The sequence below is a fragment of the Massiliimicrobium timonense genome (genome assembly GCF_042850985.1).
In the GTDB taxonomy this organism is placed as follows: domain Bacteria; phylum Bacillota_I; class Bacilli_A; order Erysipelotrichales; family Coprobacillaceae; genus Allocoprobacillus.
In genome coordinates, this window is sequence record NZ_AP031415.1 from 1854686 (window position 1) to 1874305 (window position 19620).

The following is a 19620-nucleotide window of genomic DNA, read 5'->3' on the forward strand; positions in this document are numbered from 1 at the left end:
CCCCTTTTTTCTATTATACAACAAAACAAGAATGAAAACTAATCTTTCTCCCACTATAAAATAAATCAATCCATACAAAAAGAGGCACTCATGCCTCTAACATACACACTACTCTTATCTAAGATAACGAGTAATACTGTTATATTCATCCTCACTCATCTGATAAATACCATTGTAAGGTTCCTCTATATAATATTGATTATCTTTCTTATAAAGATAGATAAAAGTTATGTCACCATATTTTGAATGAAACTCAAGTCTAATCTTTTGACTAACATTGAAAGGAGTATTATTAATACTCTCTTGTTGAGTTTTTTTCCCTTTCAAGAGAGTAGCAATATCAGCTATTGCATCTTGATCGGTCAATTCCTGAATGGTCTTTTTTTGAATTAAAACGATACTTTTTATTTTTTTAGTTGAGGAACCTCAATCTGATAAGTGGTTCTAGATATATACATTCCATATAAAATGCCAATAATAAGCATTATAATTGCTGTTGCTTTCATTCTTTTTTTTATAAATATATTCATGTTTTCTATTCATCTTTTAATCTTTGTATCATTTTCCACATAGCTTCTGCAGAATTAAAGTTTTCTGGAACGATATCTGAAGCTCCAATCTGAACATCAAACGTATCATTGATTTCAGCTACAATTTCTAAGATTGCAAATGAATCCAATTCACCATCATCAATCAATGTCTGACATTCTCTAAAATCAATATCACCATCAATTTCTTCTAATAATTCTAATAATTTTTCCATTTTCTTATTCTCCTTTGTAATTTAATATATTTGTTTCAAAACGACTACGTTGTAAACATAATCCATTCTGTTTTGAATAAAGATAAATACTTGGTAAATCACGACTTAAAAAGAGCGATATACCTTCACACATTGCATATGCACCTACTCGTTGAAATTCTAAAATATCTCCAATCTGTGGATTCTCTAAAGGTAAAGCCTTAACCAGATTATCATTGATTGTACACAAAGACCCGGACACATGACATTGAATAATTTGACCATTTCCTTTTTCTTTTTTGATTTGACGATAATGTGGAATTTTCATAGCCATCATCTGACCATAATATGTTATCTGATGCATCCCACCATCAACAATGCAATAGGGAACCTGATTGACTTTATAATCAACAATCTCGGTATAATATTGTCCACAATTAGCTGCAATAAATCTTCCTAATTCCAAAATAATCTGTCCTTGAAAATGAAGTCCCTCTAAAAGTTCTTTAAAACCTTGGAGAAGTTCGACTTCATCATAGACCTGACTTCCATGAAAATATTCCACATAGAAGCCCGGTCCAAACTCCAATTTTTTTGCAACATATCCATACTCTTTTTCTAATCGCTGTAAAAGTGTATCAACATATTTGAGTTCTTGTTCATATAGCTTTAATTTTTTTCTTTGAGTTCCAGAAAAATGTTGGATTCCAACAATTTCAACATGAGGATATTGTTGGCGAGACTCAATGAGATGACATATCTCTTTTTCTGACATACCAAACTGATTTCCTGTTGTTATTCTCAGTAATAATGGTACCTGACAATCTAGTTTTTTAGCTATTTCATGTATCATAGTAAACTGATGTACAGATTCACTTGTATAAACAAGACAATCACGATATGTCTTCATAACCTTTAAAATATCATCAGCGTTTTTATATACACCCGATAAGACGACTTTTTCCATAGGTATGCCTGCCCTTTTACAAATTTCAAATTCACCATGAGAACAGACTTCATAACAATCAATGATCCCCTCAATACTTTTAATCACAAAGGGATTAGCTTTCATAGCATAACATAACTGTATATTCTTTCCTAATATGCCTTGAATAAACTCTATTCTTCCTTGTAAAACATCTATGTCAAATACATATGCTGGTGTTGCTAAATCTGTGATAACATCCTGATACTGTGGTTTAAACATTGCAATCCTCCTTCATCATTGATTTTAATTTCTGTCTGTCTATCTTTCCATTTTTTGTGAGAGGGAACCCATGAACCTTATAAAAAATATTAGGAATCATAAAGGCAGGTAATTCTTTTTTTAAAACACGTGTCAATTCACGACGTTCAATATCACCATCATAGAAAGCAATGATTTTATGATTTTCATAAAGGCAACAAGCTCTTTGAATCGTTTCAACATGTTGCATGGCCTTTTCAATTTCACCCAGCTCAATTCTATGTCCCATATGTTTAATCTGAAAATCTTTACGTGAGGCAAAACATAATTCACCTTGTTTGTTGTAATAACCTAAATCACCAGTACGATAAATGATTTCACGATAATAAGGATTCAGAGGATTTTGACAAAAAGCCTGGTGTGTCTGTTGTGGATTGTTGTAGTATCCTAGACTGACGGCAGTTCCACTGACACAGATTTCACCCAAGACATCTGGTATTATCACTTCCTGATTGTGTTCATCCAAAAGAAAGACTTTTTCATTTTGAAATGCTTTTCCAATAGGAATGACATCATCCTGATCCATTTGACTTATTATATGATAAGCACAATTACATGTGATTTCTGTTGGCCCATATAAATTAACATACATTGTATCTGGTAAATAAGACTGCCAGATACGAAGCTGTTTCATTGGCATGACTTCACCACTAAACATTACTTTAGATATCTTATGAGGTACTTTATATTCAAACCCTTTCAAAGTTGAAATAATGCAAACAGCTGATACAGCCCAAATAATTGTTGTGACTTCTCTTTCACATAAAAAATCTAACAATTGAGTTGGTATTGAAAAATATTGCCTTGGTATAATTTGCATAGTTGCTCCCGTTTTGATTGTTGAATAAATATCTTTGACGGAGACATCAAAGTCCCAGGGAGCCTGATTCCCAATAACATCATTTTCATTAATATGAAATGTTTTGGTAAATGTTTCGATAAAATCAATCACACTACGATGTGCAACACATACACCTTTAGGAATACCGGTAGAACCTGATGTAAAAATTGTATATAACGGCATTGTATCCGTATGCTGACTCGCAATACTATCTAACTTTTTTAGATTAACATGTCCGTATAAATCTTCTAATAAGATAACATCACTTTCCATTTGTTTCTTTTTGAGTGCCTCTATATATTTTTGAGATGTCACTATCATTTTTGAATCTAACGTCTTCATAATATGATTTAATCTTGTTTGGGGTTGTTTCATATCCAGCAAAACATAAAATCCACCAGCATAAACGACACCAAAAAACAGACAAATCGTATCTACACTCTTTTCCATAAAAATAGGAACTGGCTGCCCTATTGAAATCTTTGAAGCTAATGCACTACCAATCTCCTGTGCTTTTCTGTATAGCTCTTCATATGTTATTGATTGATCTATATCTGCAAAAGCAACCTTATCAGGATATTTTCTGGCACTCTCTTTTAAATAATCTAAAACATTATACATTTTATATCTCCTGTTTCTCTATAATTTCTTTAACTTCTTTATAGTTATATCTTCTCTTCTTTCCTAAACGAATCTGCTCATCTACCCATTTATATATTTTTTCATAAGCTGTCACTTCCTGTTGATAACGTTGAATTATCTTCTCATCATGTTGAGTATCTGATAAATGATACTTTTCATTCAATCGTTTTCCTAAATACATCGTTAGTTTCTTTTGACCATAAATATTCAAATGATTCTGATTATAAAAATCTGTCTGTGGATTTAAGCCAATCTCATCAACATAATCATCCATATCTATATACTCATAACCATATTGATGTATCAAAGCTTTTGCAGCGTTATTACGTTCACGTTCTGGTATCATTTTTTTTGAATAATAACGTGGCATATTGGTAAATAAAATATTTTTTAAACCATGATTTTGACAATAGTCTAATAACTCTTTGAGATGCAGTCCTGATAAACGATACATGGGTCTTTCTTGCGTATGTGTTTTAATAGGAATAGGAGATTTTTGTGGTGTAATTTGAGCTGTTCCTTGAATACCCATTGAAGATAAATGAATATCATCATGATGCGTTAATTCATCTATACTGGCATTGACATTATCTTTGAATTTTGCCCAGTTGGAATGATATTTTAAAAATGGAACATAGTAAAACAACCGTTCATCTTCAGGAACCAGCTCTTGAATTGTCTTTATCTTATTTTGAGAATAAGGCATATTATCAATCCATGCTCTCAAAGATCCTTCCTTGCTTTCAAACTTATCATCATATAATATGCCATTAATATCAATAATAATCACTTTAGGATTTTGAGTCTTTAAAACTTCAATCAGCATTGATTTTGCAAGTCCCATAGGAGCACCATTTGTTCCAAGAGAATAACTCGTATACCCAAACTCTTTAAATGCTAGAGGAGCAGAATAATTCGTAAATGTTGTACTGGCTCCTATCATGACCATATCAAGACTATTGTTTTCTAACTTATAGAAGTTTTTGACACGTACAGCATCAGAACTATATGCCTGACGACACATTACAAAATTCATCCCACAGACCAGACCTGCAATGAGGATTGTCATAATAAAGATTTTGAATTTCTGAAATTTTGTCATATAATTCCTCCTTAAAACTGCATATATACAAATTGTGTTTGATCATATCCTGGACCATACATGCCAAACAATAAAATAATGAGAAATGCAACAAGATAAAGTCCCCAGCGTATCCAGATAGACCTTTTTTCAATACGTTCACGAACACTTTTTTTCTCCTGAAGAATATCTACAATCAATAAAACAATCAACCCTATCAACAAAACAACATAATTTTTACCATTCAATCCAAATGAAACAAGCTCTTTTTTAATATCTAATGGAAATTCATAAAAATGAAAGCATTTAAGAAAAATACGCCATCCATCTGTAAGTGTCACTGCTCTAAAAATAATACATCCTACACAAGTTATCCAAAAGGTACGCAATATCTGAAAGAGCTGAAAGCTACGAGATTGAACAGATATATGTAGCTTTTGATTCAAATAATTCCAAACTGGTTTCATCAGTCCACTGATTGCTATTAAGAATCCATAAAAGATTCCCCAGATAATATAATTCCATTGTGCTCCATGCCATACACCCACCAAAAAGAAGACTAGTAAATTTCCTAAAGCGATAGGTAAAGTTCGACCAATGTGTTTACCAAAACGCTTCTTTGCGAATTTTCCTATTTGTCTAACCCCGGGAGTCAATGAGAATGGATAAAAAACATAATCTTTCATCCAACTTCCCAATGACATATGCCATCTTCTCCAAAATTCTGAAACAGTCTTTGAGAAATAAGGACGACGAAAATTTTCTGCCATGGTCATTCCCATTGTCTGTGCACATCCACGTGCAATATCTATACAGCCTGAAAAATCAGTATAATCCTGAATAGCATACATAAAGACTCCTAAAGCAACGCCCATACCTGAGACATTCATATAATTTTCAAAGACAAAATCAGCTATGACTGCAGCTCTATCAGCAATAATCATTTTCTTAAAATAACCCCATAACATTAACTGTAAGCCAAATTTCAAATCACGATAACTTGCTTTTTTGGGTGCATAAAGTTGGGGAGCCAGATCTTTAAATCTACCAATAGGTCCCTGAAGAATTTGTGGAAAGAAAGACACAAATAAAGCCACTTTTGCCAGATTGCGTTCTGGTTCAATTTTCCCCCAATAAACATCAATAACATAAGACATGGTCTGAAATGTATAGAAAGAAATTCCCAATGGTAGGATCAAATGAAGTGTTGGTATCTGACTTCCCAAAGACAATGTTTCTAATAAATGATTCATATTTTCTGAAAAGAAATTAAAATATTTTAAAAATAATAAGATTCCAAAATTCAATACTAATGTGAGAATCAGTACTCTTTTTCTTTTCAAATGACATTTCTTTTTATATTCTTTTGTTGATGTTTGACTCCTTTCCATCTGATATTGCTTGCCCATATACAGAGTAGCCATATAAGAACTCAGCGTCGTCAACAAAATAAATATCAAGAACTTCACACTTGCATAACAATAAAAAAAGTAACTGGAAAGCAGCAGAAAAATCCACTTCCACTTTGCGGGAACAAGAAAGCTTCCGACTAAAACAAATAAAAAAAACAATAAAAAAACCAATGTATTAAAAGCCATAAAATCATTCCTTATCAATCTTATTTTTCACTTCTTTTTTACAAAATTCATCATATAAAATTGTTATGAAATTACTATGGAAATTTTGTGTAATTCTTGTGTACTTTATAAAAGTTTCATTTCAAAAAAAGAAGTCAATCATAACGATTGGCTTCTTTTGATATATCAATATAACATCACTTTAATCAAATCATTTTTATATGTATTAACCTGTACGGCAAAGCTCAACATTTAAAAGAACTGTCCTAAAATGCCTAACAGCTCTTTTATTCCATAAGAATAGAAAAACAATCCTATTGGTTTACAAAGAATATTAATTATCATAAATTTTCTTGTTGACATACTGGTAAGACCAGCAATCATACATAATAAATCATCTGGAAAACCGGGCAGCAAAATTGCTAAAGAAAAAAAGATTTCAAATTTTTGACCTTTATCAAGCCATCCAATATATTTATCATATGTTTTTTGATCAGTGACTTTCAATATAAAATTTTGGCCATATTTTTTCACTAATCGAAAAACAATATAAGAACCAATAAGCAATCCTACATAATTATATAGAAAGCCTTCAACAGCTCCAAATACAATAACACCTATCCCACTACTGACACCACCAGGGATAATTGGAATAATGACCTGTACAATTTGAATAAGTATGAATATAACAGGTGCGATAACCCCTGTTCTTTTTAAATATAACTGTAGACTTTCTGGATGAGACAAATAATGGGATTGTCCCAAATAAACAAGAAATAGACATAATGCAACAGTTCCTGCCACTGTTAACCATTTCGTTGATTTTAAAGTCATACTTTCCACCTCAGTAAAAGTATAACCCCAAAAAAAGAATAAAATAATGTACAAATTCTTAATATTTTCTAAATATTTTGTATTTTGACTTATTTTTCTAATTAAAATAAATCAAAGTCGATCATGATTTAGACACACCCTTTATTTTTCATGAATCTTCTTACCTGAAATATGTTCAATTTCAATAGCAACCAGTTGAACACGATCAATACTCTTTTTAATGACATATTCCACTTCTTCTACTGTTGGGAAATATTTTAAAGCTAATGTTCTCGTTTTATCTTCTGTGACTTGACGATCTTCAATCAATTTGGCACGCCCAAAGACAACACAAGAGGATACATAAAAAGCCCAATCTCCCTCTACCAGATAACCATCATCCCATGTTGTCAAACAGATTTTATCATTAGCTTTTATTGCATCAATCTTATGTCCAGCTTTTGCACTATGAAAATAAATTTTATTTTCATCTTCATCATAATAAAAATTAATAGGAATTGTATATGGATAACCATCATCTCCATGAACTGATAATGCTGCTCTTCTATTCTTTTTTAATAACTCTTTAGCTTCTTCTACAGAAATCTCATTTTTCACTCTTCTCATGTTTCTAAACATAACAAAATCCTTCCTCTTTCACTATTTCTTTACTCTATTATAAAACAATTCTCTATCAATAATAAAATGTTAAAAACATTAACAAAAAATCAGACCTGTTAAATAAGTCTGATTCTTAATGATCTTCACTTTGACAAAGTCATCTCATCACCAAAAGAAATTCCCATCAGTTTAGCATTTTTGACAGTATCACCTTGTACATCAACATATTTTAATTTTCCAGCAGTTTCTTCTAATGGAATAGCATCAAGACGATGATTGACAAAAACAACCAGTTTTCCAAAATCCTTATTCATAATCAGTTTGGCACCTTCTATACCAAATAATGTTGATATTTCTCGATCATATGCACAAGGCTGTCCACCGCGTTGAGCATGTCCGGCACAAGATACACGTATTTCTTTATCAATATAATGTGATAACTTATTGGCGATTTCATAAACAACAGAATGTCCTTCTCGCGTTGCGACTTTCAATTTATATTGTTTCTTTGAAAGCAGTGATTCTTCTTTAGAAATAGCCCCTTCTGCACAGGCAATCACAATATGTTTTTTTCCTGCTTTCACTTTCTTTTCAATCTCTCCTGCAACAACTTCGATGTCATAAGGGATTTCAGGTAATAGAATAATATCAGCACCAGCGGCAATTCCAGCTGATAAGCAGATATGTCCGACTTTATGTCCCATGATTTCCACAACAAACACACGGCTATGACTGGCAGCAGTTGTTTGAATTTCATCTAAATATCTTGTTGCGATGTCAATAGCTGACTGAAAACCAAATGTATAATCTGTTCCCCATGTATCATTATCAATGGTTTTAGGCAACCCAATAACATTCAATCCTTCCTGTGATAACAGATTGGCAGTTTTTAATGATCCATTACCACCAAGAATGGCTAAACAGTCTAATTTTAATTTTTGATATGTTTTTTTCATAGCAGCCACTTTATCAAAACCATTTTCAATCACACGCATTTTATTAAATGGACATCTTGAAGTCCCTAAAATAGTACCACCAAGATTCAATATATCTTCAAAATCTTCAGGTTTCATAATACGATAGTTTTCATACATAAGACCTTTATACCCATCTAAAAAACCAATAATTTCAATATCTTTTTTCTGTTGATAGAGTGTTTTCGCAATTCCACGCATTGTCGCATTCAATGCCTGACAATCACCTCCACTTGTTAAAAAACCAACCCTCACAATCTCACTCCTTTACATCAATTCCCTTTTTGAAGAAATATTCCTGACTATTCATAGGTGTCTGTTTATTTTTAATACGCTTGTAACTTCCATCACCTAATAATTCACAAGCCTTAACATTATCATTCAACATCGTATGGAACATTGAACAAATAATTCTTTGAATCTTCTTATCATAGATAGGCGTTGCTACTTCAACACGTCTTTCCAAATTTCTTGTCATTAAATCAGCTGAAGAAATATAAACCTTTTTATCTTCACCTGTTCCAAAAATATAAATACGTGAGTGTTCCAGATAACGTCCAACAATAGAAATTACTCGAATATTATCAGTATAACCTTCAACATGAGGAATAATACAACAAATACCTCTAACAATCATATCAATCTTGACTCCAGCCTGACTAGCTTCAATCAGTTTATTAATCATTGTTTTTGATGTCACAGAATTACACTTAAATCCAACATAAGCTTCTTTCCCTTGTTTAGCTAAAGCAATCTGTTCATCAATATATTCGCATATCTTTGATAACATACAATGTGGTGCAACCATTAAATGCTCAGTATGTGACATTGTTTCACCTAAACTCAAATGATTAAAAACATCATTAATTTCTTCACCTAATTCATGATTATGTGTCATTAAAGATAAATCTGTATAAAGCTTCGCCGTGTTTTCATTATAATTTCCTGTTCCAATCTGCGAAACATATTGAACACCTTGATTATTTTTATAAGTAATTAAACACAATTTAGAATGAACCTTATAACCATCCAATCCATAAATCACACGACATCCAGCAGCCTCTAAACGTTTTGACCAGTCAATATTATTTTCCTCATCAAAACGAGCTCTTAATTCCACTAAAACGACAACTTCCTTACCATTATCGGCAGCTCTAATTAATGATTTGACAATCTTTGAATTTTTAGCTACACGGTAAAGTGTCATCTTGATGCTAGCCACATGAGGATCACGACTGGCTTCATCTAAGAGTCTTAAAAATGGTGACATAGATTCAAAAGGATAAGCCAGTAAAATATCTTTTTTACTGATTTGTTTAATCATTGGTACAGCATTTTCTACCATTGGACTATTTCTTGGCTCTAATTTCTTATAAAATAACTGTGGATGTAACATTCGTAAATGATCACGCAAAGTGCCAATGAATCCTAAATCCAATGGTGCTTGAGATAGGAACACTTGATTTTTCTTTAAATTCAAGAAATTCATCAACATCATAATTTCCAATTCTTCCAATCCTTCAGATATTTCCAGACGGATTGGACATAATTTACGACGCTGTTTGATTAATGTTTCCATCATTTCACGATAATCTTCATGCCCTTCTAAAGAATGATCATCTTCATCAATATCAGCACTTCTTGTCACACGAATAAATCCTTTATTTTTAATCGTATACTTACTAAACACTTTTGATACAAAATGTAAAATAATATCTTCAACCAAAATAAATTGTCCCTGCATACTTGGTACTGCCAACATTCTTTCATCAATCGCATTCCCACAAGAAACAATCCCCATTTTGCGTTTTCCTTTTTTTGATTCTAATTGAACAATAATGTATAACTCCTTATTATTCAAAAAAGGAAATGGCTGTCTTTTAGATACCACCTGTGGTGAAATCAATGGTAAGATTTCTGAATCAAAGTATTTTTCAAAATACTTACGATCTTCTTTATTTTTTAATTGATGATATTTGACAATACCCCAACCGTATTCTTTTAAATCATCCATAATACGTGCATAAATACGATCTTTTTTACGATTTAAAAATCCCACTCTCATTAAACAGGCTTTTAATTGTTCTTCTCCTGTCATTTGTGTTTTATTATCTTTAGATGATGGATAAAATAACATTTGATCATACAATGTTCCAATACGGACCATAAAGAATTCATCCATATTTGATTGAAAGATAGACACAAAATTCAACTGTTCTCCTAACGGTACTTTTTTATCCTTTGCCTGCATTAAAACACGATCATTAAACTTTAACCACGATAACTCTCTATTTTCTCTACAACCTTTCATATTGACCTCCTTTATTTATTACTAAAAAAATAATATGTCTTGTATAGATTATCAAGACTATTTTCTTTGTTTTACAAAAACTTAAGGTTTTCTTTACATGAGCTTCATATATTTATTTTACACTTTTTTGACTTGAAAATAAACCATTTTATGTTGAAGTCATTAGATTGATTTTTTATAGAGATATGTCTATAATTATAAAGGAAATGGAGGAATAAAAAATGTTAATAACAAACGATATCAAATACGTTGGTGTCAATGATCATCAAGTTGATTTATTTGAAGGACAATATCATGTCCCTCATGGTATGTCTTATAACTCATATGTCATTTTAGATGAAAAGATTGCAATTATGGATACAGTTGATATTCATTTTACTCATGAATGGTTAGATCAGATTGCTGAAGTGTTAGATGGAAAACAGCCAGATTATTTAATTATTCAGCATATGGAACCTGATCATTCAGCAAATATTTTAAACTTCATGAAAGTTTATCCTCAAACAACAATTGTCGGTAATGCGAAAACATTTATGATGATGGATCAGTTTTTCTCTTTAAATTCAAATTATCAACGATTAGTTGTTAAAAACGGTGAAGAACTATGTTTAGGAAAACATACTTTATCATTTGTCTTTGCTCCAATGGTACACTGGCCAGAAGTCATGATGACTTATGATCAAAAAGAAAAAGTTTTGTTCTCTGCTGATGGTTTTGGTAAATTTGGTGCTAATGATGTAAATGAAGATTGGGATGATGAAGCACGTCGTTATTATATTGGTATTGTTGGAAAATATGGAGCACAGGTACAGGCAGTGCTTAAAAAAGCTGCTGGTTTAGACATTCAAACGATTTGTCCATTACATGGACCTGTTCTTAAAGATAATCTTTCACACTATATCAACTTATACCAGACTTGGTCATCATATAGTGTAGAAACTGATGGTATTATGATTGCTTACAGTTCTATTTATGGTCATACCAAAAAAGCTGTTGATTTACTGGCATCAAAATTAACTGAAAAAGGATGTCCAAAAGTTGTTGTTCATGATTTAGCACGTGAGGATATGGCATTATGTGTCAGTGATGCTTTTCGCTATGGTAAACTTGTTTTAGCTTCTGTCACATATAATGCTGATGTTTTCCCATTCATGAAAGACTTTATTCATCATTTAACAGAAAGAAACTTCCAGAATCGTACTGTGGCTTTAATGGAAAATGGTTCATGGGCACCAATGGCTTGTAAAGTTATGAAAGCCATGTTAGAAAATTGTAAGAATATCACTTGGGCAGAAAATCATATCACTGTTAAATCTGCATTAAACAGTGAAAGCAGTGAAGCGATTGAAAAATTAAGCGATGAATTATGTCGTGATTACATTGCGAAATCTAATGATAAAGCAAATAAACATGACATGACTGCTTTATTTAAGATTGGTTATGGATTATATGTTGTGACAAGCAATGATGGAAAACAAGATAATGGTTTAATTGTCAATACTGTGACACAATTAACAGATAATCCAAATAGAGTTGCGGTCAATATCAATAAACAAAACTATTCTCATCATGTCATTAAACAAACAGGAAAATTAAATGTGAACTGTCTATCAGTAGATGCTCCATTTAGTATCTTTGAAAGATTTGGTTTCCAAAGTGGTCGTACTGTTAATAAATTTGAAGGTTTTGAACCATTACACTCTGATAATGGTCTGGCATTCTTACCAAGATATATCAATGCATTCATGTCTTTAGAAGTAGAAGATTATGTTGATTTACAGACACATGGTATGTTCATTTGTAAAGTGACTGAAGCTCGTGTGATTTCTGATTTAGATACAATGACTTATACATATTATCAAAATCATGTCAAACCAAAACCTCAAACTGAAGGTAAAAAGGGATATGTATGTAAAATCTGTGGTTATGTCTACGAAGGTGATGTTCTTCCAGAAGATTTCATCTGTCCATTATGTAAACATGGTGTTGTAGATTTTGAACCTATTCAATAAAGAAAGAGGCATCAACCAAAATAGAGTCATTTCACTCTATAGAGGTTACAGCCTCTTTTTATTGACAAAAAATCATTAAATTGAAAATGGATTAGCAGCTCACTGATCATGGTTGGTATTCTCTTCTTCCGTCACTGGTTCAATAGCTTTTTGCAATACAGCAACATATTTTTGAAATTCATCTTTACCAAAATTAGTTAAATGATATGTCGTTAAAGGTTTGTCATTATATATGACTTTATGCTTTAAAATAAATTGATTTTGAATAAGTTTATTTAAATGCGTTGCCATATTTCCATCAGTACAATGACAAATTTCTTTTAATTTTTTATAGGAAAGATCTCCTTGATATAAACTAGCAATAATTTGTAATCTTATATTTGATTCAAACATCTTTGATAAATGAGTTATGTTATTCATCGTTATCGCCTCCTATACAACTCAAGACATAAAAATTGTTGTGTTTTTTCTCATTTAAAAGATCATCTGCATCATTTTATGATTGTTCTATCAATAACCATTTTTCTAAGACTTTCATCAATGTATTTCTCTTTATTATTTAAATTCTTACTTTATTTTAGCATAATATAACTATAATAAGAACTTTTTTATTATTATATAATCTCAATTATTCATGAGTTTATAATATAATTATGAAATTTCTTTATTTCATGGACATTTTCTTGTCTTATTTACCCATTGAGTGAATCGTTTTTTATATACAATAAAAGTTCCTGTATAATATAGATATTCAAAAAGACAATACAAGGAGCACTTATATGCTACTATCTATTTTCAATTTTGATACCATAAATTTTAACGGTGACGACATTTCCTATGATAGTGACAATATCTTACTTCTTTCTGCTTTTAAAAAGTGCAATCTCTTTTTTTAACTAGATTCCATTTCTTTCCATGATACAAGAAGATTGCTTAAATATTCCAATTATGACACTGTAAGCTAAATTTTTTAGATTATTTCAATCAAGTTAATCAAAGTCTGATATAAAAATCATCCTTTCTAAAAAAACAATCTTTAAAATGAATTGACTCTATGATATCATTTCAATAATCAAATTATGTTTTATATATTTTTTATCATTAACCCTCAACGTCATGATTATCTGTTTTTTCATTTATATCTGACTCACCAATAATTCTATTTTTAAAATATAAGTCCCAGCTTCTTTTCTTCACTTTATAGAGGTTGTTGTTGGAAAAGCTAAAAATAAATCTTTATCAATAGTATTTACTAAAACACAATAATATTTCATTCCAAATTCAGGATTAACATTACCTTTTAAATCAATTAAATAAATACCCCCATTTCTTATTTTATTCACAATACATTTCTTCCCATAAAAAAAGGATACCTTTGTATCCATGTCTTCGTAAATCATATCAAATATGATTTATATTTGCGGAATGTGACCACTTCAAGCAGTAATCATACTTAATGTATGATCACTAGGTGTTGTTCTAGACAACTCTTCAAGAGATATATTTCTCTTTCTACTAAAATTTTACATTAGGTATCCAATTTTGTCAATAAATGATTAACAATATATTGTAGATCATATCTACACTTCATAATATGATCATCATCTTATGAAATATACCAGAAAACAAGAAAATGTTATTATATAGTTTATAAATATATTTCATCTCCAATTATGTATGAGCTTGTAATATAATCATGAAATATCTTTATGTTATGGATACTTTCTTCTTTTATTCATTCTTTTTCTATTTACCTATCAGATGAATAGTTTTTTATATACAATTATAACGAGTAATAAAATCAGTAGTATAGGTTGGCCATGTCAAGGCATGTTAAACCTAACATATCAATAATATCATTGACATACTTTTCACCTATCATCTTCTTAAAAGTATTAAGCATTTATCATTCATATCCTATAATAACCTTCTTGTAAATAACTTTTTCAGGTATCATTAAAACAGCTATAATATGTAATAATTTACTTTTTCCACTACTAACTGATAGATTTCTACGTTAATCTATTTTATGTTCGGCTTTTGTTATGCTCCTTTTAATTTTCCTCTATCTCTTTTGATTTTTTTTAATCAAAACAAAAGAGAGATTCTATTTGTAAATCTCTCTTCTATGTCCAACATTAATAACAAGAATAATAAGCTTATCATCTTCTATGTCACATAAAATACGATAATGACCTACTCTATATCTCCATTGGTTTTTTAGATTTCCTTTTAACCCCTTTCCATGTACTCGTGGATCAGTGCAGCCAACAAGATTTTTTGTTATCCACCTCATAATCATGACTTGCGTATATCGATCCATTTTCTTAATTTGCTTTTGAGCAGCTTTTGAATATTCAACTTTGTAGCTCATAAACCAAGTTCCTTCATGAAATTTTCATGTGATATTGTTTCAGGATCTTTTAAATATTCCTCATGTGCCTGCTGGGCAATCACTATATCATATTCTTCCTCAATTTTTTCTAATAATGCAGTTTTCATTGCTTCACTTAAAGAAATTCCATGAAAATTAGCATAGTTCTTAAACAGTTTCTCTTCCTCTGCATTAAGTCTGATTGAAAAACTCATAAAACCACCTCTTTCGTAATACATTGTACTACATAAATAATATACTGTCAACTTTATTATATACATTTTTATGGATTTCATTGCATATCTTAATGATAATTTCACCTAAAATATTCAATAATTAAAAAAAGCATAAACCTAAGATTATATCTTAAATTTATGCTATGAAATGAGATTTCTCCACTATTAATCTACCATCACAACAGCACCTTTATATTCATCTTCTACAAATTGCTTGATTTCATCAGATTTTAAGACTTCAATTAAGGCTTGAATCTTTTCATCCTTTTCATGTCCTTCTTGAACAGCAACAATATTGACATATGGATTACTTGCATCAACTTCTTCAATAATTAAAGCATCATTCATTGGATTTAATCCAGCTTGAAGGGCATAATTCCCATTAATCGCAACCAAATCTCCTTCGCCATTTTGGAAAGTTGTTCCTAATAATTCTGGTTTAATTTCTGTAAATTTTAAATTCTTAGGATTAGAAACAATATCTTTTGTTGTGGCTTCAAGACGATCTACATCCTTGCTTAATTCAATCACTCCAGCATCTTCTAAGATACCTAAAATTCTTCCATGATCAGCAACAGAATTAGAAATAATGACTTCTGCATTGTCTGGAATATTTTGAATACTATCAATTGTCTTTGAATAGAATCCAAATGGTTCTAAATGAATACCTGCAGCTTCTACAATTTTATAGCCATGTTCTTCAACTTCTCCTTCAAAGAAAGGACGATGTTGGAAGTAATTGGCATCCACTTCTCCTGCATCTAATGCTTTATTAAAAATATAATAATCATCCAATACTTTAATTTCTAAATCAATATCATATTTTTCTTTTAAAATGGGTTTTGCTTCCTCTAGAATTTTAGAATGAGGATCTAATGTAGCTGAAACAGTTAAAGTATTTTCACTCTCTGTTGATCCACAACCTGTTAATCCAATAGCTAAAAATAATGCGAAAATTCCTGTGAATAATTTTTTCATGTGTTTTCCTCCCTATCTCTTATCTATTTTTTTCACAATTAAATCACCAATAATCTGAATCATAAAAACAATTACCAAAACAAAGAATGTTGCCGTATACATAACTGGCATATTCTGTCTGACATAACCATACATATAGGCTAAGTTTCCAAGTCCTCCAGCTCCTATACATCCTGCCATAGCGGTATAACCAACCAGTGATATTCCCATTACTGTAATACTTGATACCAAAGCAGGTTTAGCTTCAGGAATTAAGACTTTTATAATAATCTGCCAGTTACTGGCTCCCATAGCTTTACTGGCTTCAATGGTTCCTTTATCAATTTCACTTAAGGCAATCATACACATTCTGGCATAGAATGGGGCACTGGAAACAATCAATGCAGGTAAAGCCCCTTTCACACCTAACATTGTTCCCATTGTCATCAAAGTGATTTCCAAAAGCAAGAAAATCAGAATAATGAATGGTATTGCTCTAAATAAATTGACAATAAAATCAAGGATACGATGTACAATTTTTTGAGGATAAAGTCCATCTTCTTTTGTGATATAGAGAATAATTCCTAATATAAAACCCAATATAACCGCAATAACCAAAGAAATAATAGTCATAATGAATGTTTCTTGAATAGCTACAATCATAGCGTCCCAATCAATTTGACTGAAAAATTCACTCATCTTATATCACCTCCACAATCACATGATAGTCTTGAAACTTTTGAATAATGTTTTCATAATCCTGTTTTGTTCCTCCTAAAACATTGACAATCAATACGCCAAAAGAACTATCAATTGTATTGGTAAGATTTCCAGAAACAATACTGATATCTAATGTTGTTTCTTTCATCACACGAGAAACAATCGGCTGTCTAGAAATATCTTCATCAAATGTTAATCTTAATAAAATACCATTTGGATAAATCTTTTTTAAGTTTTCATTTTGTTTATCATCATCAATCTTACTTGATATATCTCTCACAAAACGTTTTGTCACAGTATGTTGAGGATGTTCAAAGATATCTTTGACACGTCCTACTTCAACAACTTTTCCTTCACTCATCACAGCGACACGATGACAGATTTTTTGTACGACTTCCATTTGATGGGTAATCATAATAATGGTAATTCCTAACTTATGATTAATATCTTTTAATAAATCTAAAATCTGTTCCGTTGTATCTGGATCTAATGCACTCGTGGCTTCATCACACAACAAAAGACTGGGATCATTAGCCAATGCTCTGGCAATACCTACACGTTGTTTCTGTCCTCCAGACAATTCACTTGGATATGCATTTTCACGTCCCTGTAAACCAACCAGTTCAATCAATTCTCTCGTTTTCTTTTTTCTAATCTCTTTATCAACACCAGCAATTTCTAATGGCAATTCAATATTCTTTTGAACAGTTCTTGACCACAATAAATTAAAATGCTGAAAAATCATTCCCATCTTTGTTCTTTTCTTTCTTAAATCCTTTGGATTCAATAAAGAAATATCTTCTCCATCAATCATCACTTCACCACTTGTCTGCTTTTCAAGCTGATTGATTATACGAACAAGTGTTGATTTTCCTGCTCCACTATAACCAATGACACCAAAGATTTCCCCTGTTTGAATGGTTAAATTCACATCCTGACAGGCATGAATATCTCCTTTAGGTGTATGGAAAACTTTTTGTATATGTCTTAATTCAATCATCCAATCCCTCCTATCAACAAAAAAACTCGTCCTACTAAGGACGAGTTATAACCCGTGTTACCACCTTAATTCATTGTTATATCACTACAACAACCTTTTCGAGTACCAACATACTCTAGTACGATAACGGGTACACCCGCCATTAGCTAACGATTCACTAATGAAACTCCAAGACCATCTTCATTTATGCCTCATCATTCTTTTCCACCAGCCAAGAACTCTCTATTGAATCATCATAAACTACTCTTCTTTTCACTGTTGTTAATAATATCTTATCGTGTTTATAAAGATTTGTCAAATATTTTTTATAAAAATGCATGATCAATTTGAATTACACAAAAATAATGTTTATTCATTTTTTGCACAGCTTCAATAATCTGCTTTTTAATATCATGATGTGAAACCTCATCATCAGCTGGTAATAACACATCAAAAATAAGATTGATATGTGTTGGTCCTTTCACTAGACGAAAATCATGAATACTATATTGTTCATTGATATTTTTTACAATCTTTTCTACCTGTTGTTTTAAATCATTCGTTAAAGCATCATGAGTATCAATAGGATCCATATGGATTGTTGTTAAAATATTGTACTTCTCTAATAAAGATCTTTCAATCACATCAATTTGATCATGAACTTCCATCATATTTTCATGACTATCCACTTCAGCATGAAAAGTCATATATTGACGACCAGGGCCATAATCATGTAACATAAAATCATGAATACCTAAAACCTTATCAAAAGACAAAACATATTGATAAATATCATCAACTAAATCCTTATCCGGTGCCTTTCCAAGCAAAGGATCAACCGTATCTTTAAAGATTTCAATTCCAGATTTAAACACAACCACTGAAACAATGACACCAATCACACCATCCACAGGTAAATCAGTGACTAAGCTTAAACATAATGAAATCAATGTAGCGAGTGTAGCACATACATCATTTAAACTATCTTGAGAAGCAGCTTTTAATGATGTTGAATCAATCAAATGTCCCGCTTTTTTATTAAAGCTTGCCATCCATAATTTCATCATGATAGATACAATCAAAACAATCACTGCACCCCATGTAAAAGACAATGTTTCTGGTTCAAAAATTTTCATCACAGATTCTTTCAAGGAAGAAAAAGCCACTAAAAGAATCAAAAAAGAAATAATTAAACCCGCAATATATTCATAACGTCCATGTCCATAAGGATGGTCACTATCTGGGTGTTTTCCTGCCAGTTTAAAACCAAATAACGTCGCTAAATTACTTCCCATATCAGAAAGATTATTCAATCCATCAGCCTGAATGGCCACCGAATGTGTTATCCAGCCAAACAATAATTTAAAGATAACCATAATACAGTTACATATAATAGAAAGAACACTGCAAAGTGTTCCATATTTTTCTCTAACTTCTGGTGTTTGTGTTGATTGATAATTAGGAATCGTTTTTTTCACTATCAACTGAAACATA

At 31.1% G+C, this 19620-nt stretch carries 19 protein-coding genes and 1 other annotated feature; of the genes, 1 reads left to right on the forward strand and 18 read right to left on the reverse strand.

The window, feature by feature from the left end; genetic code table 11:
* Positions 1-114: 114 nt before the first annotated feature.
* From ACGHJ8_RS09685 to ppk1, 10 genes are all read right to left on the reverse strand, one after another.
* A complete protein-coding gene (locus ACGHJ8_RS09685; RefSeq protein ID WP_211965334.1) occupies positions 115-408 on the reverse strand; it encodes a DUF5301 domain-containing protein in 294 nt (97 codons plus the stop codon).
* 127 nt (positions 409-535) lie between these two features.
* Positions 536-763, reverse strand: coding sequence for a phosphopantetheine-binding protein (locus ACGHJ8_RS09690; RefSeq protein WP_087297983.1), 228 nt, complete (start codon positions 761-763; stop codon positions 536-538).
* Positions 764-767: 4 nt separating this feature from the next.
* Positions 768-1949 carry a diaminopimelate decarboxylase family protein gene (locus tag ACGHJ8_RS09695; RefSeq protein WP_390540051.1) on the reverse strand — a complete coding sequence of 394 codons (1182 nt, stop codon included), beginning with the start codon at positions 1947-1949 and terminating at the stop codon, positions 768-770.
* Positions 1942-3450 (reverse strand): amino acid adenylation domain-containing protein, encoded by a 1509-nt coding sequence (locus ACGHJ8_RS09700; protein WP_191341939.1) that lies wholly within the window; start codon positions 3448-3450, stop codon positions 1942-1944. The genes ACGHJ8_RS09695 and ACGHJ8_RS09700 overlap by 8 nt, the downstream gene beginning before the upstream one ends.
* A 1-nt stretch (position 3451) precedes the next feature.
* The gene (locus tag ACGHJ8_RS09705; RefSeq protein ID WP_211963643.1) at positions 3452-4573 is read right to left on the reverse strand and encodes a hypothetical protein; all 1122 of its coding nucleotides are present in this window, start codon (positions 4571-4573) and stop codon (positions 3452-3454) included.
* A gap of 11 nt (positions 4574-4584) precedes the next feature.
* Complete coding sequence (locus tag ACGHJ8_RS09710) at positions 4585-5961, reverse strand: MBOAT family protein (protein ID WP_211963641.1); 1377 nt, start codon at positions 5959-5961, stop codon at positions 4585-4587.
* A 420-nt stretch (positions 5962-6381) separates the two neighbouring features.
* Positions 6382-6963, reverse strand: coding sequence for a TVP38/TMEM64 family protein (locus ACGHJ8_RS09715; protein ID WP_087297988.1), 582 nt, complete (start codon positions 6961-6963; stop codon positions 6382-6384).
* A 141-nt stretch (positions 6964-7104) separates the two neighbouring features.
* Positions 7105-7581 carry a pyridoxamine 5'-phosphate oxidase family protein gene (locus tag ACGHJ8_RS09720; RefSeq protein ID WP_087304076.1) on the reverse strand — a complete coding sequence of 159 codons (477 nt, stop codon included), beginning with the start codon at positions 7579-7581 and terminating at the stop codon, positions 7105-7107.
* A 125-nt stretch (positions 7582-7706) separates the two neighbouring features.
* Positions 7707-8792, reverse strand: coding sequence for a 6-phosphofructokinase (locus ACGHJ8_RS09725; RefSeq protein WP_390540054.1), 1086 nt, complete (start codon positions 8790-8792; stop codon positions 7707-7709).
* Positions 8793-8796: 4 nt separating this feature from the next.
* Positions 8797-10848, reverse strand: a complete 2052-nt coding sequence (ppk1, locus tag ACGHJ8_RS09730; protein ID WP_211963637.1) for a polyphosphate kinase 1 — start codon at positions 10846-10848, stop codon at positions 8797-8799.
* A gap of 221 nt (positions 10849-11069) precedes the next feature.
* Between ppk1 and ACGHJ8_RS09735 the strand changes: the two genes are divergently transcribed.
* A complete protein-coding gene (locus tag ACGHJ8_RS09735) occupies positions 11070-12860 on the forward strand; it encodes a flavin reductase (protein ID WP_390540056.1) in 1791 nt (596 codons plus the stop codon).
* Positions 12861-12959: 99 nt separating this feature from the next.
* On the opposite strand, the gene ACGHJ8_RS09740 is transcribed toward ACGHJ8_RS09735, so the two are convergent.
* From ACGHJ8_RS09740 to ACGHJ8_RS09775, 8 genes are all read right to left on the reverse strand, one after another.
* Positions 12960-13280 (reverse strand): transcriptional regulator, encoded by a 321-nt coding sequence (locus ACGHJ8_RS09740; protein WP_087357192.1) that lies wholly within the window; start codon positions 13278-13280, stop codon positions 12960-12962.
* A gap of 773 nt (positions 13281-14053) precedes the next feature.
* Positions 14054-14245 (reverse strand): hypothetical protein, encoded by a 192-nt coding sequence (locus ACGHJ8_RS09745; RefSeq protein WP_390540058.1) that lies wholly within the window; start codon positions 14243-14245, stop codon positions 14054-14056.
* Between the two features lie 722 nt (positions 14246-14967).
* The gene (locus tag ACGHJ8_RS09750; RefSeq protein ID WP_087357194.1) at positions 14968-15234 is read right to left on the reverse strand and encodes a type II toxin-antitoxin system RelE/ParE family toxin; all 267 of its coding nucleotides are present in this window, start codon (positions 15232-15234) and stop codon (positions 14968-14970) included.
* Complete coding sequence (relB, locus tag ACGHJ8_RS09755; protein ID WP_390540061.1) at positions 15231-15473, reverse strand: type II toxin-antitoxin system RelB family antitoxin; 243 nt, start codon at positions 15471-15473, stop codon at positions 15231-15233. The genes ACGHJ8_RS09750 and relB overlap by 4 nt, the downstream gene beginning before the upstream one ends.
* 162 nt (positions 15474-15635) lie before the next feature.
* Positions 15636-16448, reverse strand: a complete 813-nt coding sequence (locus ACGHJ8_RS09760; RefSeq protein ID WP_390540063.1) for a MetQ/NlpA family ABC transporter substrate-binding protein — start codon at positions 16446-16448, stop codon at positions 15636-15638.
* A 12-nt stretch (positions 16449-16460) separates the two neighbouring features.
* Positions 16461-17126 carry a methionine ABC transporter permease gene (locus ACGHJ8_RS09765; protein WP_390540065.1) on the reverse strand — a complete coding sequence of 222 codons (666 nt, stop codon included), beginning with the start codon at positions 17124-17126 and terminating at the stop codon, positions 16461-16463.
* Position 17127: 1 nt separating this feature from the next.
* A complete protein-coding gene (locus tag ACGHJ8_RS09770) occupies positions 17128-18147 on the reverse strand; it encodes a methionine ABC transporter ATP-binding protein (protein ID WP_087357198.1) in 1020 nt (339 codons plus the stop codon).
* Positions 18148-18180: 33 nt separating this feature from the next.
* Positions 18181-18412, reverse strand: a binding site (T-box leader).
* Positions 18413-18452: 40 nt separating this feature from the next.
* Complete coding sequence (locus tag ACGHJ8_RS09775; protein WP_087357199.1) at positions 18453-19619, reverse strand: cation diffusion facilitator family transporter; 1167 nt, start codon at positions 19617-19619, stop codon at positions 18453-18455.
* Between the last annotated feature and the right edge of the window lies 1 nt (position 19620).

What these genes read in the sequence shown, in the direction of transcription:
- ACGHJ8_RS09690 (WP_087297983.1), bottom strand. Translation starts at nt 763, where the DNA reads ATGGAAAAATTATTAGAATTATTAGAAGAAATTGATGGTGATATTGAT.
- ACGHJ8_RS09695 (WP_390540051.1), bottom strand. Translation starts at nt 1,949, where the DNA reads ATGTTTAAACCACAGTATCAGGATGTTATCACAGATTTAGCAACACCA.
- ACGHJ8_RS09700 (WP_191341939.1), bottom strand. Translation starts at nt 3,450, where the DNA reads ATGTATAATGTTTTAGATTATTTAAAAGAGAGTGCCAGAAAATATCCT.
- ACGHJ8_RS09705 (WP_211963643.1), bottom strand. Translation starts at nt 4,573, where the DNA reads ATGACAAAATTTCAGAAATTCAAAATCTTTATTATGACAATCCTCATT.
- ACGHJ8_RS09710 (WP_211963641.1), bottom strand. Translation starts at nt 5,961, where the DNA reads ATGGGCAAGCAATATCAGATGGAAAGGAGTCAAACATCAACAAAAGAA.
- ACGHJ8_RS09715 (WP_087297988.1), bottom strand. Translation starts at nt 6,963, where the DNA reads ATGACTTTAAAATCAACGAAATGGTTAACAGTGGCAGGAACTGTTGCA.
- ACGHJ8_RS09720 (WP_087304076.1), bottom strand. Translation starts at nt 7,581, where the DNA reads ATGTTTAGAAACATGAGAAGAGTGAAAAATGAGATTTCTGTAGAAGAA.
- ppk1 (WP_211963637.1), bottom strand. Translation starts at nt 10,848, where the DNA reads ATGAAAGGTTGTAGAGAAAATAGAGAGTTATCGTGGTTAAAGTTTAAT.
- ACGHJ8_RS09735 (WP_390540056.1), top strand. Translation starts at nt 11,070, where the DNA reads ATGTTAATAACAAACGATATCAAATACGTTGGTGTCAATGATCATCAA.
- ACGHJ8_RS09740 (WP_087357192.1), bottom strand. Translation starts at nt 13,280, where the DNA reads ATGAATAACATAACTCATTTATCAAAGATGTTTGAATCAAATATAAGA.
- ACGHJ8_RS09745 (WP_390540058.1), bottom strand. Translation starts at nt 14,245, where the DNA reads ATGGATACAAAGGTATCCTTTTTTTATGGGAAGAAATGTATTGTGAAT.
- ACGHJ8_RS09750 (WP_087357194.1), bottom strand. Translation starts at nt 15,234, where the DNA reads ATGAGCTACAAAGTTGAATATTCAAAAGCTGCTCAAAAGCAAATTAAG.
- relB (WP_390540061.1), bottom strand. Translation starts at nt 15,473, where the DNA reads ATGTATTACGAAAGAGGTGGTTTTATGAGTTTTTCAATCAGACTTAAT.
- ACGHJ8_RS09760 (WP_390540063.1), bottom strand. Translation starts at nt 16,448, where the DNA reads ATGAAAAAATTATTCACAGGAATTTTCGCATTATTTTTAGCTATTGGA.
- ACGHJ8_RS09765 (WP_390540065.1), bottom strand. Translation starts at nt 17,126, where the DNA reads ATGAGTGAATTTTTCAGTCAAATTGATTGGGACGCTATGATTGTAGCT.
- ACGHJ8_RS09770 (WP_087357198.1), bottom strand. Translation starts at nt 18,147, where the DNA reads ATGATTGAATTAAGACATATACAAAAAGTTTTCCATACACCTAAAGGA.
- ACGHJ8_RS09775 (WP_087357199.1), bottom strand. Translation starts at nt 19,619, where the DNA reads ATGTTTCAGTTGATAGTGAAAAAAACGATTCCTAATTATCAATCAACA.